The sequence below is a fragment of the Aeromonas sp. BIGb0405 genome, assembly GCF_024807335.1.
GTDB classification, from domain to species: domain Bacteria; phylum Pseudomonadota; class Gammaproteobacteria; order Enterobacterales; family Aeromonadaceae; genus Aeromonas; species Aeromonas rivuli.
This window is the reverse complement of sequence record NZ_JANUEP010000020.1, coordinates 1-17,533: the sequence shown is the minus strand read 5'-3', so window position 1 is coordinate 17,533 and position 17,533 is coordinate 1. Positions and strand designations below refer to the sequence as shown.

Genomic DNA, 17,533 nt, shown 5'->3' with positions numbered 1-17,533 from the left:
TGATCCCATGCCGAACTCAGAAGTGAAACGCGGTAGCGCCGATGGTAGTGTGGCATTCGCCATGCGAGAGTAGGACACTGCCAGGCTCCTAATTAGACGACATTGTACGCAGTACGATGTTGGCCGAGAGGATGACACCTCGCTGAAACGGCAGAAGATTTAGCAAAGCGCTAGCCAAATTGCGGAGCGGTAGTTCAGTTGGTTAGAATACCGGCCTGTCACGCCGGGGGTCGCGGGTTCGAGTCCCGTCCGCTCCGCCAATAAATAGAGAAGGCCTTCCCAATCGGGAAGGCCTTTTTGCTTTTGGATATTCGCGAACGGGAGTAAGGAAACAAGGGACCACAGACAGGGCTGCGACTTGCCACTGGCAACTCGGTCCCTGCCTGTGGCACCTTGTGCTTGAGCCGGACCGTGTCCGTCTCCCCGTCCGCTCCGCCAATAAATAGAAAGGGCCTTCCCTCACGGGAAGGCCCTTTTGCTATGCAAATTCAGCATCTGAGTCCAAGAAGCCCAATCTGTCGATTGGGCTTCTTCGTTGTGCTTTGTCACAGCGGCGTGGAGATTCCTCTAGTAGTAGATGCAGAGCCAGACGGTGGTCTCGGTAGGATGAGTCCACTCCACCCTGTGCTGAAGGTGCGCCGGGATGTTGATGTAGTCCCCAGGTCCCAGATGGACGCGCTCCTGGGCCCCAGCTTCCGGTTCGAGAAAGAGCAAGATAGCTTCCCCCTGCACCACCAGTACCCATTCATGCTCATCCTGATCGAACCATTCACCGGGTGGGGTGTGCTGCCCCAGGGAGACAATGCGCTCGATACGGAAGTGATTGGTACTGACCAAGTCGCTGAACAGCTCTGTGGGCAAGGGAGAGGGAATGTGAGCAAGCAGGTTTCCTGTGTGCATGAGCCTGTCTCCGGCTGAAGTGGGTTCCCTCGAAGTGTAGAAGCTGGCGACGTCGTGCGACTCGTCAAATGTGGCTCTCAATGAGACCTTTGATCGAAAAAATCGGGGAAATACGACCTTACACGCTGCAATTTCGCTAAATTCTTGCTATTTTGCGCGCCATCTACGCAAACGATTTCCTTCACACTTTTCAGGATGAGTTATGGCAACGCAAGAAATGACGGCCCGCACCGGCAAGAGCGGATTTCTCGACTCCTACTTCTCCATCTCCGAGCGTGGCAGTAGTGTGCGCCAGGAGCTGTTGGCCGGGATGACCACCTTCCTCGCCATGGTGTACAGCGTCATAGTGGTGCCGAACATGCTGGGTGCCGCCGGTTTTGAGCAGGGCCCCGTCTTCGTGGCGACCTGTTTGATCGCCGCCTTCGGCTCCCTGCTGATGGGCCTGTGGGCCAAGCTGCCGATGGCCATAGGTTGCGCCATCTCCCTCACCGCCTTTACCGCCTTCAGTCTGGTACTGGGTCAGGGACTGAGCATTCCGGTCGCCCTCGGCGCCATCTTCCTGATGGGTGTGCTGTTTACCCTGATCAGCGTCACCGGCGTGCGCCAGTGGATCCTGGACAACCTCCCCTCCGGCATCGCCCACGGCACCGGCATAGGTATAGGTTTGTTCCTGCTGCTGATCGCCACTAACGGCGTCGGCATGGTGATCAAGAACGAAGGAGCTGGTCTGCCGGTGCAACTCGGTGAAGTGACCTCCTTCCCGGTCATCATGACGGTGCTGGGTCTGGCCGCCATCTTCGGTCTGGAGCGTCGCAAGGTGCCGGGCGGCATCCTGATGGTGATCATCGCCATCTCCATTCTCGGCCTCATCTTCGACCCGAAAGTGACCTGGCAGGGCTTCTTCGCCATGCCGAGCCTGACCGGCGAGAAGGGCTCTCTGGTAGGCAGCATGGATCTGCTGGGCGCCCTCAACCCGGTGGTCATTCCCACCGTACTGGCACTGGTGATGACCGCCGTGTTTGACGCGACCGGCACAATACGTGCCGTGGCCGGTCAGGCGGGCCTCATCAACGAGCGTGGCCACATCATCAGCGGCGGCAAGGCGCTGACTGCCGACTCCGTCAGCAGCATGGTCGCTGGCGTCGTGGGTGGTGCTCCGGCCGCCGTCTACATCGAATCCGCCGCAGGTACCGCAGCCGGTGGCAAGACGGGTCTGACCGCAGCCCTGGTCGGCCTGCTGTTCCTGCTGATGATCTTCCTCTCGCCGCTCAGCTATCTGGTGCCGGCTTACGCCACAGCACCGGCGCTGATGTACGTCGGTCTGCTGATGCTGGGCAACGTCACCAAGCTGGACTTCAGCGATTCGGTCGATGCTCTCGCCGGCATGCTGTGCGCCGTCTTTATCGTGCTGACCTGCAACATAGTCACCGGCATCATGCTGGGCTTCGTGGCGCTGGTCGTGGGTCGTCTGTTTGCTGCCGAGTGGAAGAAACTCAACGTCGGCACCGTCATCATCGCCGTGGCGCTGGTGATCTTCTATGCCGGTGGCTGGGCCATCTAAGGCTTCCGGTGATAGCGAAGGGCCCTGCGGGGCCCTTTTCATGGTTGTGAGGCCGTTAACAGTTTCCCGCCCGTTTGCCCCGCGCCGTTTCAGGTTGAAACGCCAAGCCCCCTTCTGCTGTTTCAAATCCGAACCGAACAGGCCGTCATTTTTCTCCCGATATATCCCGTTAGACTGGCTTCATCAACCATCTGCCTACCCGTGCGGTGGCAAGCCAAGGAGTGAGCCATGAAGAAGCTGATCAATGCCGTCGATGCCGTGGTCCGTGAACAACTGATGGGGATGGCAGCCGCCCACCCCGAGCTCAAGGTACGTATCGAACCCCACTACATCACCCGCGCCGACTCCCCCGTGATGGGCAAGGTAGCGCTGGTCTCCGGCGGCGGCAGCGGTCACGAGCCGATGCACGGCGGTCTGGTGGGCAAGGGGATGCTGGACGGTGCCTGTCCCGGCGAGATCTTTACCTCCCCGACCCCGGATCAGATGTACGAGTGCGGTCAGGCCGTTGATGGCGGCGCGGGCGTGCTGTTCCTGGTGAAGAACTACACCGGCGATGTGCTCAACTTCGAAACCGCGGTCGAGCTGCTGCACGGTGACGGGGTCAAAGTCGGCTTCTCGCTGATCGATGATGATGTGGCGGTGAAAGACAGCCTCTATACCGCCGGTCGTCGTGGCGTTGCCACCACGGTGCTGTGCGAAAAACTGGTGGGGGCCGCTGCCGAGGCGGGCTATGACTTGACCCGTTGCGAAGCGCTGGCCCGTCGCATCAACAACCAGAGCCGCACCATAGGCGTTGCCATGCACGCCTGCACAGTGCCTGCCGCTGGCAAGCCCTCCTTCACCCTGGCGGACAACGAGATGGAGTTCGGCGTGGGTATCCACGGCGAACCGGGCATAGCGCGCCGCCCCTTCACCGACCTCAATACCCTGGTGGACGACATGTTCGAAGAGCTCTCTGACAACAGCCCCTATGGCCGTACCCTGCGCCACTGGGACAGAGCCTCCGGCAACTGGCAGGAAGAGCACAGCTTCATCGAGCCGCTGAATGCGGGCGATCGGGTCATCGCCCTGGTCAACAGCCTGGGAGGCACCCCTCTCTCCGAGTTGTACGGCGTCTATGGGCGTCTCGCCAGCCGCTGTGAAGAGGCGGGCATCCATCTGGTGCGCAACCTGATTGGCCCCTACTGTACCGCCCTCGACATGACCGGCATCTCCATCACCCTGCTCAAGGTGGATGACGAGCTGATGAGCCTGTGGGATGCCCCCGTCAATACCCCCGCCCTGCGTCGCGGCTGCTAAGGAAAACCCATGTTAAGCAAGCATCAAATCGTCAACTGGCTGCTCGACTGCGAGCCTCTGTTTACCAATGCGAGGGAGCATCTCACCGCGCTGGATACCGACATCGGTGATGGCGACCACGGCCTCAACATGCAGCGCGGCTTCGCCAAGGTGGCCGAGAAGCTGCCCGCGGTGGCGGACAAGGATATCGGCCAGGTATTGAAGACCACCGGCATGACATTGCTCTCCTCGGTCGGCGGCGCCAGCGGCCCCCTCTACGGCACCTTCTTCATCCGGGCGGCGGCCAGTACCGACGCCTGTCAGAGCCTCAGCCTCAGCCAGCTGTGCAAAATGCTGAGTGACGGGGTGGAGGGGATAGTCTCCCGCGGCCGTGCCGAGCCGGGGGACAAGACAATGTGCGATGCCTGGTGGCCGGCGCTGGCCGCCCTGCAACAGGCACAGCAGCAAGCGCTGTCGCTCAATGATGCGCTGGACAAGGCAGTCGCGGCTGCCGCCGCCGGCACCGAGGCCACCATACAGATGCAGGCCCGCAAGGGGCGCGCCAGCTATCTCGGCGAGCGCAGCATAGGCCATCAGGATGCCGGGGCCACCTCGACCCTGCTGCTGCTGACCGCCCTGCGTGACAGAGCGAGGTTGTAACATGATAGGCATCGTCGTTGTCTCTCACAGCGCCCAGCTTGCGGCCGGATTGAAAGCGCTGGCCGACCAGTTGGGTAGCCCAGCCAGATTGCTGCTGGCGGCCGGGGTCGATGATCCCGACCACCCCATAGGCACAGATGCCATCGCGGTGATGAGTGCGATCGAAGAAGCGGATGACGGCAGCGGCGTGCTGGTGCTGATGGATCTCGGCAGCGCTCTCTTGAGCGCCGAGACCGCCCTCGAGCTGTTGCCTGCCGAGTTGAGCGCCCGGGTGCGGCTCTGCCCCGCTCCGCTGGTCGAAGGCACCCTGGCCGCCGTGGTGGCGGCCGGTTCCGGCCTGACGCTGGATGAGGTGGCCGCCGAGGCGCTCGGCGCGCTGGGCCCGAAACAGGCGATGCTGCCCGCCAGCGCGGCGCAGGCCGCCACTGAGACGGCACCGGCAGCCGACGACGGCTGGCTGCGATGCGAGGTGGTGGTGGATAACCCCCACGGCCTGCATGTGCGCCCCGCCGCCCGACTGGTGGCCGCCCTCAAGCCCTTTGCCGCTGAACTCAAGTTGCAAAAGGGGGATAAAGAGGCCAACCCCCGCAGCCTGACCCGGCTCGCCATGCTCAACGTGCGCCAGGGCGACAGGCTCACCCTGCTGGCGCGCGGGGAGGATGCCGATGCGGCTTTGAGCTGCTTCCAGCAGCTGGCAGCGGAACGCTTCGGCGACTGAGGCTCATATTGCTGTATCAAGGCCCCGCCAGTGCGGGGCCTTGTCGTTTAGCTATCCGTGGTAGTCGGCGGGATCCATTCCGAGCAGCTTCAGCCTCCGCCACAGGGTGGTGCGGCTGATGCCCAGTTGCCGGGCCATCAGGCTCACCTGTCCCTTGCAGGCGTGGGCGCTGCGCAAGATGGCTTGGCGCTCCAGCTCCGCCAAGGTGAGCAGCGGTTGCCCCACCACCTCATCCGCCACCAGCTGATGGCCGTGACGAATGGCGGCGGGTAGCGCCTCCGGCGGGATCGGCCCCTGACCACCATGCAGCAGCGCATGCTCGACGGCGCTGCGCAGCTCCCCCAGATTGCCGGGCCAGGGGTAGGCGAGCAGACAGTCGAGGGCCGCCGGGCTGAACTGGCGCACCGGCTCGCGCCCCTGCGCCCCTAGTTGCTGGCTGATAAGGCCCGGCAGATCGGCAGCGCGCTCCCGCAGCCCCGGCAGCCAGAGCTCGCAGGCTTGCAAGGCATAGAGCAACTGGCGACCGAACTGCCCCTCCTGCACCCGTTGCTCCAGCGGGGCGCAACTGGTCGCTATGATCCGCACCTTGAGCGGTAGCACGCGGGCCGAATCGAAGCGCTGGATGCGGCCTGTCTTGAGCAGTTGCAGCAGCGCCGCCTGCATGGGGGCCGAGAGGCACTCTACCTGCTCCAGCACTAGCGTGCCGCCATGGGCCAGCTCGAACTTGCCCGCCCGCTCCTGCCCCGCCTCGTCGGAGCCCATCAGCTCAAGCGCCATCCGCTCACTCGGCAGCGCCTGACAGTTGAGAGTAATGAGGGGCCCGGCGGCCCGTTCGCTGCCAAAGTGGATGGCCTCCGCCAGCTGGGCCTTGCCCACCTCCTCTTCTCCGCGCAGCAGGATCGGCCCCTGACTCTGGGCAGCCTGTCTGGCGTGGCGCAGCAGCTTGCGCATGGCGCTCGATTCCCCCACCAGGGCCGACAGCTCGGGCACCGTCTGGCGCAGCTGGTGAATGGCCCGCAGCCGATCGACCGGATGGAGCAGGGCGATAAAGCTGACCCCCTCCGGCCCCGGCAGCGGCTTGAGGCTTATCAGCGCATTGATGAACTCCCCGGAATGTACCCCGAGCCGCTCCAGGGTCACCTCCACATGACTGAGTGGCGTCTGTCCCTTGATGGCCAGCTGCAACCGCTGGGGCAGCAGCAGGTGTTGCTCCAGGGGCTGGCCTAGACAGCGATCCGGATCGAGCCGCAGTCTATGTGCCGCTAGTGCGTTGAGGTAGCGCAGCCTGCCTTGCGGATCCCAGGCCAGCACGCCGTCATCCATGCCATCGAGCAAAGCGTAGAGTTCGCTCAGATGGTGCTGGGACTCCTGCATCAGGCGCTCCATCTGCAGCAGGTGGGCCAGCTCGCGACCGGCGCTGACGGTGAGCGCCAGATCCCCGACCGTTGCCTCCTCCAACCGGCAAACCAGGGCCATGATGGCGACCTGACGGCCGTTGCTGTTGTAGACCGGGCTGGCGCAGCTGTGCCAGGGGTGCAGGGTCTGGTTGAAATGCTGGGGGCCGCTGACGCAGAGCGGCACTCCCTCCAGCGCCGCCAGATTGATGGCATTGGTGCCGATGCGCCCCTCGCTAAAAAAAGCGCCGGGGCCAAACCCCAGCGCAGCCAGCTCGCGCAGGGTGTCGGGATGGCCTGTCTGGGCCAGCACACAGCCGCTCTCGTCGGTGAGCAGCAGGGCGCAGGGGCGCCCCTCCATGAATTCGTAGAGATCCTCGAGGGCCATCTCGCCTGTGGTGAGCAGGTCCCGCTTGCGCTGGCGCAGACTCTGCAAGGTCTGCCCCTTGGCACTGTGGGGCGGATGCCAGAGGGTGGCGCTGGTCTGGTGGGCGCAGCGCAGCCAGGAGGCCTGCAGATAGTCAGGGCAGGGCTGGGGTGGCAGGCGGTCAGATGGCATTGTCACTGTCCTGTCCGGCAAGCGTGTAGCCAGAGGGCATACCCATAGTCAGGCCAGGGCTGGGGTGGCGGGCGGTCAGATGGCAGGGTCACATGCAATATCCGGCATAGAGAGAGGCCGACCATTTAACCATGCCCGTCCGCCAGATTCAGTGACCTGCCTCAGAGGGCGGCAATGGCATCCTCATTTCCGCCCCCTCGGCAAATTGCTGGCCGAGCCAGTGACAGAAGGCGCGGCACTCCGGCATCCCTTCGCTCTCCTGGTGGATAAGCAGGCTCCACTGGGGCCCCTTGACCCTGCAAGTGGAGAGCGGCAGCAACTGCCCCTGCACCCTGGCCGGTTGGGAGAGCCGTTCGCTCACCAGCGCCACCCCGAGCCCGGCGCTTGCCGCCTCCAGCAGCAGGCCGGGGTCGGAGAAGTTGAGTCCCCGGGTCTGCAGTTGCAGATCCTCCCCCCCTTTGAGCGTCCAGTGGTGCCAGTCCAGCTCTCGCTCCCCATGGAGGGTGGTGCGCTGTGCCGCCGGTTGGGCCAGCACCGTAGGCGCGGCCACCGGCAGCAACCTGTCCGCCAGCAGTGGCTGATGGCGACACAGGGCCTGCGGCGCGAGATCCCAGCGCAGGGCGAGATCTATGGTCTGTTCGGCCAGATCGGGCACCTCGTCGCTGGTGAAGAGCCAGAGATCGATGTCGGGGTGCTGGCGATGAAACGCCCCCAGTCGGGGCAGCAGCCAGTGGCGGGCGATGGCGGTGCTGGTGTTGAGCACCAGCTGGTTCGGCTTGCGGTACTGCTCGAGGCGCTGGATCCCCACCGCCAGTTGCAGCAGCACGCTCTGGGTGGTCTCCAGCAGATCCTGTCCCGCATCGGTCAGGGCGACCGAGCGCCCCTGCCGGTGAAACAGCGGCTGGCCGAGCAGCTCCTCCAGGGAGCGGATCTGCTGGCTGATGGCGGACTGGGTGAGGTGCAGCTCCTGGGCCGCCTGATGAAAACTGCCGAGGCGAGCCGCCGCCTCGAAGCCCCGCAGCACGTTGAGCGGGGGCCAGTGTTTGAACATCATTGATTAGCTCCACTTATCACTTGCACTGAAAATCGATCGTTTGTTCGCCGTGTTATATGGGAATAGTCTATTCCCATCGTCAGCAACCTTAATAGTACCTAATCAGAGAGGGAATATGCGGGAACAGGGAATAGTGGCAAAGGGCTGGTTTATGCCCGCCGAATGGTGCCAGCACGCCGCGACCTGGATGGTCTGGCCCCACAACAAGGCGCTGTGGGAATCCGGCTGGGGCGTCACCCTGGCCGAGGTGCAGCAGGACTTCGCCCGGGTGGTCAACGCCATTGTCCGGTTCGAGCCGGTCAGGCTGGTGGTCGATCCTTGCGCGCTGGCCGAGGCGCGCGCCCTCTGTGACGACAGGGTGACCCTGATCCCCCTCCCGGTGGATGACAGCTGGTGCCGCGACTCCGGCCCCACCTTTATCTGCCACCCCGAACTGGGCAGTGCCGGGGTGAGCTGGCGCTTCAACGCCTGGGGTGGCAAGTCGGTCCATCAGCTGGACGAGGGGCTGGCTCGCCGCATCCTCAACAGCCTGGAGCTGGAGTGTATCGGCAGCTTTCTGGCCAACGAGGGGGGCGCCATCCATGTGGACGGCGAAGGCACCCTGATCACCACTGAGTCCGTGCTGCTCAACAGCAACCGCAACCCGGGCATCAGCAAGGGTGAGATCGAGCAGATCTTCGGTCGCCTGCTCGGCATCGAGAAGACCATCTGGCTGCCGGGGGATCCCGACCACGTCACCGGCGACATGACCGATGGCCATGTGGACGGGGTCTGCGCCTTCAGTCGCCCCGGCCAGCTGCTGGTGGATGCCACCCGGGATGCCGCCTCGACCTACGGCCTTGTGGTGCGGGAGAATCGCCGCGCCCTGGCCCTGGCCACGGATGCCAGGGGGCGCGGCTTCGAGCTGCAGGATCTGTACGACGCGAGCGAGGCCATAGACACGGAGGCAGAGGTGTTCTGCGCCTCCTACACCAACTTCTATCTCGCCAACGGCGCCGTCATCATGCCCGCCTACGGGGTGGCGAGCGACCGGGAGGCGGCGGCTGTGCTGCAAGGCGCCTTCCCGCACAGGGAAGTGGTGCCGGTCTCGATCAACCGGCTGGCCCACGGCGGCGGCGGCATCCACTGCATCACCCAGCAGCAGCCCGCCTGGCCGCTGTTGGGCTGAGCGTTGCACGGCGGCGGCCAATCACAGGGGAGTAACCACATCATGATCAGGAAGACACTCGGGTGGATGGGCTGCCTGGCCCTGCTGCTGAGTCTTGCGGCCGAGGCCGGGGAGGCCGATGCAGCAACAGGGGAGGAGAAGGTGCTGCGGCTCTACAACTGGGCCGACTACTTCGCCCCCGATACCCTCAGCGCCTTTACCAAGGAGACAGGGATCCGGGTCATCTATGACGTCATGGACAGTAGCGAGACCCTGGAGGCCAAGCTGATGGCCGGTCGCAGCGGTTATGATCTGATCTTTCCCGGCGATACGGTGGCGGAGCGGCTGATGCGGGCGGGCAGCCTGCAACCGCTCGACAAAAGCAGGCTGCAGCATTTGGCTGATATCGAGCCCGGTTTGCGGCGGCTGCAGCAGGCTTATCCCCATTCCAGGGAGGCGGTGGTGCCCTACACCTGGGGCACCATAGGGCTCACCTACAATGCGGACCTCATCAGGCAGCGGATGGCGGATGCCCCGGTGGGCAGTCTCGACCTGCTGTTCAAGCCCGAACTGGCGGCAAAATTTGCCGACTGCGGCATCTCCATCATCGACTCCCCCGACGAGGTGCTGGCGGTGGTGCTGCACTATCTGGGGCGGGATCCCCACAGCGGCAAGGCCGAGGATCTGGCTGCCGCACTGGCGCTGCTCAAGGGGCTCAAACCCTATGTGCGCAAGTTTCAGTCCCAGCCGGTGACCCAGCTGGTGAATGGTGACATCTGCCTGTCGCTGGGCTACAGCGGCGACATGACGCAAGCCAGACGGGCCGTCGTCGAGGCGGGCAAGCGCAGCGACTTTGAATACCGGCTGCCGAAGGAGGGGAGCACCGTTTGGATGGATACCATGGCGATCCCGGTGGATGCCCCCCATCCTGAGTATGCCTATGCCTTTATCAATTTCGTGATGCGCCCGGCCAACATGGCCGCTATCACCAACAGCACCGGTTATCCAACCGCCAGTGCCAAGGCAAGATCCATGGTGGATGCCACCATGACAGCCAACCCGGATATTTATCTGGATGAGGCCAGCTACGGGCGACTCATTCCAGGCCAGGACATTGCACAATCCCAGATGCGAGCCCGGATGCGAGCCTGGACCCGCTTCAAGAGCAGCCTCTGAATCTGAAGGAGTAAAGAGATGCCATCCCGACGCCAAGTATTGAAACAGCTGGTCGCCATAGGGGCGTTAGCCGGACTGACTGGCCTGCCACGGGCCCAGGCTGCCGCCACCGGGACCTCGTCGGTCAGCGCCGCCGGTCACTACCAGATGCCGGACGAGGCTGCAGCCCAGACTCGGGTCTGGGTCGCCTTCGGTGCCAATCGCGAGATCTGGGGCCATAACTACCAGGATGTGCAGGCCACCATAGGCCGGCTGGTCAAGGCCATGACTCCCCATACCGAGGTGAACGTGCTCTGCCATGAGGAGGAAGAGGGCCTGGCCCGTCAGCTCTGTGGCGAGCACAACACCCACTTCATCCCAGCCGAGCTGGATGACATCTGGCTGCGGGATACCGGCGGTGTCTTCGTGCAGGACGAGCAGGGGGAGCTCGCGCTGGTGGACTTCAACTTCAACGGTTGGGGTGACAAACAGGAGCATGACTATGATGCCAGGGTCGCCTCCCTGGTGAGTCGGCAGGCGGATGCCCACTATCTGCAGAGCAAGCTGATTGGCGAAGGCGGGGGCATAGAGGTGGATGGCAACGGCACCGCCATCATGACCGAGAGTAGCTGGATCAACAGCAACCGCAATCCGGGCCTGACCAAGGCGCAACTGGAGGCGGAGCTCAAGGTCAACCTGGGGCTGCGCAAGATCATCTGGCTGCCGGGCATCAAGGGCAAGGATATCACCGATGCCCACGTCGACTTCTACGCCCGCTTCGTGCGCCCCGGGGTGGTGGTGATCAACATGGACAACGATCCTGATTCCTACGACTACAAGGTGACCCGCCAGCACCTGGCCATACTGCAGCAGGCCACCGACGCCGATGGCAACAAGCTGGAGCTGCATCCACTGCCGCCCCCGCTGGGTGGGCGAGACAATAAATTCAGCCGCAGCCGGGACTTTGCCGCCGGTTACATCAACTACCTGCCGATCAACGGGGCCGTCATAGTCCCCGAGTTTGGCGACAAGGCGGCGGACCGCTATTGCCAGGATCTGCTGGCCCGCCTCTACCCGGGGCGCAAGGTGGTGGCGGTCAACATCGATCCGGTGGCCGCCGGTGGCGGTGGCATTCACTGCATCACCCTCCACCAACCCGCCTGACCCTCATCGACACACTGATAACCCGGGGCGTTGCCACGCCCCGGGTTATTGCTCCACGCCCATTTCCGTTGACCACTAGCCCCTGCCTCACCGCAGCCCTGTATCTTGGCCACTACGCCATATGGGGTGTCACTTCGATCACACTCCTGACTTGTTCAAGAAGCTGAGACTGGGTGTTGCTTTCCATTGCTGCTCCTTGGGTGTATTTTTGCCCGATGGCCAAAAATGGAGCCAAAGGAAGATGCTTGGCGAATGCGTTCAGCGCCAGAGATTGGTCGGTAATGTTGTGATTTAAAATGTATTTTCGTGGCCACAAACAGGGAGAACCGGAGTTATATGGAAGGCTCTATTAACGGATTAGTACCGCCTTCCATCTAATCACTGTTATGTGCTAAGGGTGGGTCATGGAAGTATCGGCTGAAGAAGAGATTAACCAGATCATTGTGGGAAAGCCCCACGTCGTAATACTTGGCGCAGGCGCTAGTTATGCGGCGTTCCCTGGTGGCGACAAGCACGGGCGAAAGCTCCCGTTAATGAATAATTTCATTGAGACGCTTGGTCTCCAGGATTTGATTGCCAGAACCGGGCTTCGTTTCGCTTCCTCAAATTTCGAAGACATCTATGCGTCGATCTACAAGGAATCGAGCTTGATAGACATACGGGAAGAGCTAGAGGCAGAAGTGTATCGCTATTTCGGCGAAATGGAGTTGCCAGATCATCCCACTATCTACGATCACTTGGTCTTGTCGCTGAGAAACAAAGACTTCATCGCAACCTTCAATTGGGATCCCTTTCTAGTTCAGGCGATAAGGAGAAATGGGAGCAGGTTTAAGCTGCCCCGGGTCTTGTTCCTCCATGGCAATGTAGAGGTCGCGTACTGCACCGATGGGCACATGATGGGGAACAACGGCGCCGCCTGTAGTCACTGCGGCTGCCTGCTTACACCTACAAAATTGCTCTACCCGGTTAGCGAGAAGAACTATCACGTGGACGAGTTCATATCGCGCCAGTGGGCTACGGTCGCAGATGTTCTAAAGCATGCCTTCATGGTGACGATCTTTGGGTATGGTGCGCCCACATCAGATGCAAGCGCAATTGAGCTGTTGAAGACTGCTTGGGGCGACATAAATGATCGCAGTCTGGAGGAGTTCGAAATAATCGATGTTCGGCAAGAGGATGACCTAAGGCGCACGTGGTCGCCTTTCATTCACACCCACCACTACCGGGTGGAATCTAATTTCTACGATTCGTGGATTGCGAATCACCCCCGCCGGACTGGAGAGGCCTATTGGAATCAGTTCATTGAGGCTAAGTTCATTGAAAATAACCCCCTACCAAAAGAGGCGGATTTTCCGGAGTTGTGGGAGTGGTATTCGAGACTGCAAGAGGTAGAAGATGCAGCCCGTAGGTTCGATTAGCCGCAAGGCGTAATCGGACGTTCGCGTAAATCAATTCCCCCGCTATAACGGCTACTCGAATTTCCCCTCTGGCAGATGCCGCTGACTCACGGATAAAACCGAGACAGCGGCATCTCGTTCGTCCGATTACGCTTCGCTAATCGAACCTACATGGGACGCTAATATGCGGTGAATGCAGGTTGGCGCGGATCAGCCAGCCTGACACGATCGCCATAATCGCAATCACCACAAATAACAGAGCCGCCTGATGGGCGGCTCTTTGTATCAGCGATGGATGGCTGAATCGTCTTGTTACTGAATCGTCACTCAGCCTTGGGCGGCGCAACAACGGCGGTCATCTCTGGCTGGAGATCGCCTTCCTTGATCCAGGCATCCAGCAGGGTGTAGCCCACCGCCAGCACCACTGGGCCGATAAAGAGCCCTATGATGCCGAGCGCCAGCAGGCCGCCGATGACGCCAACCAGGATCAGGATCAGCGGCAGGTCGGCTCCGCGCTTGATGAGGAAGGGGCGCAGGAAGTTGTCCATGGTACCCGCCAGCAGGGACCAGACCAGCAGGAAGGTGCCCCAGGTGGTATCCCCGCTCCAGTAGAGGTAACCGACGCTGGCCAGCAGCACCGGGAAGGGGCCGATCTGGGCGACGATCAGCAGGAACATCAACACCACCAGGATCATGACGTAGGGAATGCCGGCAATCAGCAGGCCTATCCCGGCCACCGAGGATTGTACCAGGGCGGTTACCACCACCCCCATGGCCACGGCGCGGATGGCCTGGGAGGCCAGCACAGTGGCGTTGTCTCCCCGCTCACCGGCCAGCCTGTGGGCGAAGCGACGTATGCCGACAGCGACAGTTTCCCCCGAGTGATAGAGCAGGCCGCAGATCCCCACGGTCAGCAGGAAGTGGACGAACAAGAGCCCCAGGTTACCGGCTTGGGAGGCGAGCCAGCGGGCGGTCTGGCCGAAATAGGGTGCCAATTTGGCGAACAGTACCTGACCACCGCTGGCCAGGATCTGCTGCCACAGCTCAAAGAGTTTGTCCCCTGCCAGCGGTATCTGCTGGAGCCAGAGCAGCTCGGGGGGTGGGGATTTGCTGATGGTGGTGGCCAGATCGATCAGCATGGGGGCCTTCTCCGCCACATTGGCCAGGGTCATGAACAGCGGGATCACGAAGATCAGCAGCAGTATCAGGGTCATGACGAAGGCCGCCAGGGTCCGTTTCCCCCACAGCAGGCGCTGCATCATCAGCATCAGCGGCCAGGTGGCTATGGTGATCATGGTGGCCCACACCAAGGCAGGCAGGAAGGGGCGTAGCACCAGGAAGCAGGACGCGATCAAGATGCTGAGAAACAAGACTCCTAGGGTGAGCTTGGCCAGATCCGGTTTCTTAATAATCATTGTATTCCTTGCGTGGGGTTGCACCCCGATTGTGGTCGTCGGTCAGGGAGATCAGCCACCAGAGGCCCGAGCTCAACCAGAGTCCCAAGAGTCCATAGAGTATCCCTTGTCCGGTCAGGATCAACAGGGAACTGGTGATCAACAGTGGCAAGCTTGCGCTGAGTAGTCCCAGCAGCAGGCAACCCGCCAGGGCGACAAAGCCGGTCAGCCAGGGGCGGCGCCTGCTCCGTTCGACCCCGTATCGACTGCCGAGCAGCAGTGTCAGGCTGAGAATGCCGATGGCGGCGAGGGCGGGGGATTGCAGCACGGCAGCGGCGACACCGGCCAGGCTGGCGAGTAGCAGCCAGGGGAGCTGGCGCGAGGCAAGGGGCTGCAACCAGGGGAACAACAGCAGCAGGCCGAGGCCAAGCAGCATGCCGGCCACCACGTCCGAGATAAAATGCACTCCGAGCCAGACGCGGGCAAGGCCGGTGGCGCTTGCCAGCAGCAGGGCCAGGCATATTGCCAGCCAGCGCCGTCCCGGCCAAGCCCAGCCTAGCAACAGGCCCCAGCCGAGCATGGCCGTGGCCGAGTGGCCGCTCGGCATGCCAAAACCGGACACGGCGCGCAGGGCGAGTTCGGGCTGGAAGTTGAAGGGGCGTGGCCAGCCGATGCCCATCTTGGTGAGTTGCACCAGCAGACTCAGCCACAGCATGACAAACAGCAACTGCAGGGCTCTGTGCCAGCCGAGCAGGGGCAGCAGCAGAGGCACCAGTAACAGCATGAAGGGCGCAGATCCGGCGAGGTTGGCGAGCTGGAGCCAGAGGTTGTGTGGGCCAAGCAGCGCTTGCAGCTGGCGGATCAGCGGCAGTTCCTGACGGTGCAGCGCATTGGCCTCAGCACTGAAATCGGTTCGCCAACTCACCTCGCTATCAGGGATCCGGGGGAGTTGCGGGATCAACCAGTCGAGCTGGGCCGGAAAGCGCCTCAGTTCATGGGGCAGGGCACTGGGGGGGATCAGCAGGGCGCTGAGCACCTCCCCATCCCGATTGGGGGCATGCAGCAGGGAGACGGCCCCCGAACCTTGCTGCGCCACTATGGGGGTCAGGGTCTGGCAGGCAAAGATGTCTGCCGATTGCCAGCGACCAAGGGGGGCGATGATGCGCCCCGCCAGGCCTGTCTCCTCGAACAGCTCGCGCAGGGCCGCCTGAGGCGGCGTCTCGCCGGGATCGATATAGCCGCCCGTCAGGCTGTAGCGGGACGAGACCCTGTCTTGCACCAGCAGCACCCTCTCCTGTTGTTTGATGACGCACACGGCTCCCCGTGCTTTGGATTGGGCGGCCCAAAGGGGCGTCGCGAGCATGAGGGCGAGCAGCAGGCAACAAGGGTATCTGAGCATGGGAGTCCGTTTCCAGGGGCGGTATGAGAAGCGTCACAGAAATCAGTGGCTTGGGCAACGATTTCCGTTGCGAAACAGGCCTGGGATCCTTGGGGCTTCTCCCGCCGAGATTGCTCTGGGGCGCGGCTGTGCCTACTATTGGCAGCTATCCTCACTCTCCATGCAGCAACTCTTGGGATCTCATATGAAACAGTTCGGCTTCTATCTCGGCATCGGCCTCGGCGTCATCCTGGTACTGTTCGGCAGTATCGTCATCTGCCAGGCTCTGCCAGCGGCGCTGGATGTACTAGAGATGCCAAGTCGTATCCCCTTCGTGCGCGAGGTCTACACCTGGCTGATGAGCAGTGCCAATGGCTTGACCGGCCAGCTGGAGCAGAACTTCCTGGAGGCATTCCAGACGGTGCTCAAGCTGATACTGCTGATCACCTTCATGTGGGTCTGCGTCAAGCTGGTCAACATGGGGGTGCTCATCATCCGCGCCGGGGTGGATCTGATCCGTACCGCCATCGAGCACAGCGGAGCTGCGGCCAACAAGGATAACGAGCAGGACAACCTCTACAAATAACCCTGGTCGGTGCAACGAAGAGGCCACCCTGGGGTGGCCTCTTCGCTTATGGTGGGTTGGCGGCCGGATTGAGCGTACCTCACTCTATTTCCGGCAGTCGTTCATGGGTGCTCGGGTTCAGCATATCTTCGTAGCGGGCCTGCAGGGCTTGAAAAGCCGGACCCTGGCGCACCCGGTCGAGGGCTTGTTGCAACAGTGCCACTTCGGCCGGATCCACGGCGGGATTGAAGGCGAAGCAGTTATCCTGCTCGGCCAATACGGCCACTGTGACGAACTGCCGTGGGTCATAGCCAAGCTGGCGGATCTGATAGCGCAACATGGTCTCGTTACCTGCGACCAGATCGGTGCGGGCAAGCAACAACTGGCGTACCACCAGATCCATGCGCGGCACCGTCATCAGCTGGGCCGGTGGCATGCCGCGGTTGAGCAGTAACTGCTCGCCCACATCGGCCTGCATGGCTCCTATCTTCAGGGTGAGCAGGTCGGCCCTGTGGCGGATCCGGGGCAGGTGATCGGCCCTGGCCATCAACACGATGCGCGAGCGGCTGATGGGGCAGACCCATTGCAGGTGATGGGAGCGGGGCAAGGTATGGGCCGTGGTGAGCAGGACGGCATCGGGCTGCTGGGTCAGCAGATACCAGGCCTTGGACCAGGGCAAGAACTGGATGGGCGCTTCCTCTTGCCCCAGCTCCTGCCACATCAAGCGCAATAACTCTATGCTGAAACCGCTACTGCGGCCCTGTTCATCGACGCCATTGAAGGGCAGATTCTGCTCGGAATAGTAAGTCAGCGCCGCGGCTGGCGTGCCAGCCAAGGCGGCCAGCAGCCCGAGTGAGGCAAACAGTTGCATCATGAGCGTCATCCCCGCGCCAGTTCCTTGACGAAGAGTGTAGATCCGGGCGCTGTGCTCTGGGGGTGAGTGCCAGGCAGCATCATTTCAACAGGTTTTCCAGCTCGGCTTCGGCGGCCGCGCGGGCAGCAGCCTGGGGATCCTGAGTCGGCAGCGCACCGCTGACGGCCTTGCTGGCACTGCCGGTGACGGCGTTGCTCTGATCGCTGACGGCCTTGCTGGCGCTGTCGGTGACGGCTTTGGTCTGATCACTGATGGCCTTGTTGGCGCTGTCGGTCACGGCTTTGCTCTGAGCGCTGATGGCCTTGCTGGCACTGTCGGTGACCGCCTTGGTCTGA

General features: G+C 62.4%; 15 protein-coding genes, 1 tRNA gene and 1 pseudogene. 10 read left to right on the top strand and 7 right to left on the bottom strand.

All coding sequences use genetic code 11. The features are described from left to right. The first annotated feature begins 183 nt into the window (after positions 1 to 183). Positions 184 to 260 (top strand) — tRNA-Asp (locus tag M2366_RS19795). Positions 261 to 567: 307 nt separating this feature from the next. Here M2366_RS19795 and M2366_RS19790 read toward each other — a convergent pair. After that, on the bottom strand, positions 568 to 900 hold the full coding sequence (locus tag M2366_RS19790; RefSeq protein WP_042044404.1) for a cupin domain-containing protein: 333 nt from the start codon (positions 898 to 900) through the stop codon (positions 568 to 570). A 202-nt stretch (positions 901 to 1,102) separates the two neighbouring features. Between M2366_RS19790 and M2366_RS19785 the strand changes: the two genes are divergently transcribed. The 4 genes from M2366_RS19785 to dhaM all read left to right on the top strand — a co-directional run bounded on the left by M2366_RS19785 (position 1,103) and on the right by dhaM (position 5,117). Beyond that, entirely contained in the window at positions 1,103 to 2,461 is a 1,359-nt protein-coding gene (locus tag M2366_RS19785) for an NCS2 family permease (RefSeq protein ID WP_259270483.1), read from the top strand. 228 nt (positions 2,462 to 2,689) lie between these two features. Beyond that, entirely contained in the window at positions 2,690 to 3,760 is a 1,071-nt protein-coding gene (gene dhaK / locus M2366_RS19780) for a dihydroxyacetone kinase subunit DhaK (protein WP_259270482.1), read from the top strand. A 9-nt stretch (positions 3,761 to 3,769) separates the two neighbouring features. Then, positions 3,770 to 4,399, top strand: a complete 630-nt coding sequence (gene dhaL / locus M2366_RS19775; protein ID WP_259270481.1) for a dihydroxyacetone kinase subunit DhaL — start codon at positions 3,770 to 3,772, stop codon at positions 4,397 to 4,399. A gap of 1 nt (position 4,400) precedes the next feature. Then, positions 4,401 to 5,117, top strand: a complete 717-nt coding sequence (gene dhaM, locus M2366_RS19770; protein ID WP_259270480.1) for a dihydroxyacetone kinase phosphoryl donor subunit DhaM — start codon at positions 4,401 to 4,403, stop codon at positions 5,115 to 5,117. 51 nt (positions 5,118 to 5,168) lie between these two features. On the opposite strand, the gene dhaR is transcribed toward dhaM, so the two are convergent. Then, positions 5,169 to 7,070, bottom strand: coding sequence for a dihydroxyacetone kinase operon transcriptional regulator DhaR (dhaR, locus tag M2366_RS19765; RefSeq protein ID WP_259270479.1), 1,902 nt, complete (start codon positions 7,068 to 7,070; stop codon positions 5,169 to 5,171). 148 nt (positions 7,071 to 7,218) lie between these two features. Then, positions 7,219 to 8,124, bottom strand: coding sequence for a LysR family transcriptional regulator (locus M2366_RS19760; RefSeq protein ID WP_259270478.1), 906 nt, complete (start codon positions 8,122 to 8,124; stop codon positions 7,219 to 7,221). 115 nt (positions 8,125 to 8,239) lie between these two features. Here M2366_RS19760 and M2366_RS19755 point away from each other — a divergent pair, with 115 nt between their 5' ends. The 4 genes from M2366_RS19755 (at position 8,240) to M2366_RS19740 (ending at position 13,008) form a co-directional block, all read left to right on the top strand. Continuing rightward, complete coding sequence (locus tag M2366_RS19755) at positions 8,240 to 9,292, top strand: agmatine/peptidylarginine deiminase (RefSeq protein ID WP_259270477.1); 1,053 nt, start codon at positions 8,240 to 8,242, stop codon at positions 9,290 to 9,292. A 42-nt stretch (positions 9,293 to 9,334) separates the two neighbouring features. After that, positions 9,335 to 10,447: an extracellular solute-binding protein gene (locus tag M2366_RS19750; RefSeq protein WP_259237205.1), complete on the top strand. Its 1,113-nt coding sequence runs from the start codon at positions 9,335 to 9,337 to the stop codon at positions 10,445 to 10,447. 18 nt (positions 10,448 to 10,465) lie between these two features. Beyond that, positions 10,466 to 11,590: an agmatine/peptidylarginine deiminase gene (locus tag M2366_RS19745; RefSeq protein WP_259270476.1), complete on the top strand. Its 1,125-nt coding sequence runs from the start codon at positions 10,466 to 10,468 to the stop codon at positions 11,588 to 11,590. A gap of 404 nt (positions 11,591 to 11,994) precedes the next feature. Beyond that, complete coding sequence (locus M2366_RS19740) at positions 11,995 to 13,008, top strand: hypothetical protein (protein WP_042044394.1); 1,014 nt, start codon at positions 11,995 to 11,997, stop codon at positions 13,006 to 13,008. 302 nt (positions 13,009 to 13,310) lie between these two features. Here M2366_RS19740 and ydiK read toward each other — a convergent pair whose 3' ends face one another. After that, positions 13,311 to 14,402, bottom strand: coding sequence for an AI-2E family transporter YdiK (gene ydiK, locus M2366_RS19735; protein ID WP_042044393.1), 1,092 nt, complete (start codon positions 14,400 to 14,402; stop codon positions 13,311 to 13,313). After that, a complete protein-coding gene (locus tag M2366_RS19730) occupies positions 14,392 to 15,780 on the bottom strand; it encodes a phosphatase PAP2 family protein (RefSeq protein WP_224431447.1) in 1,389 nt (462 codons plus the stop codon). The genes ydiK and M2366_RS19730 overlap by 11 nt, the downstream gene beginning before the upstream one ends. 184 nt (positions 15,781 to 15,964) lie before the next feature. Between M2366_RS19730 and M2366_RS19725 the strand changes: the two genes are divergently transcribed. Then, the gene (locus M2366_RS19725; protein WP_224431446.1) at positions 15,965 to 16,345 is read left to right on the top strand and encodes a hypothetical protein; all 381 of its coding nucleotides are present in this window, start codon (positions 15,965 to 15,967) and stop codon (positions 16,343 to 16,345) included. Between the two features lie 79 nt (positions 16,346 to 16,424). Here the strand turns inward: M2366_RS19725 and M2366_RS19720 are convergent, their stop codons facing one another. Both M2366_RS19720 and M2366_RS19715 read right to left on the bottom strand, forming a co-directional pair. After that, the gene (locus tag M2366_RS19720) at positions 16,425 to 17,207 is read right to left on the bottom strand and encodes an ABC transporter substrate-binding protein (RefSeq protein ID WP_259270475.1); all 783 of its coding nucleotides are present in this window, start codon (positions 17,205 to 17,207) and stop codon (positions 16,425 to 16,427) included. Between the two features lie 70 nt (positions 17,208 to 17,277). Next, positions 17,278 to 17,533: pseudogene (locus M2366_RS19715) on the bottom strand (hypothetical protein); the annotation flags it as partial.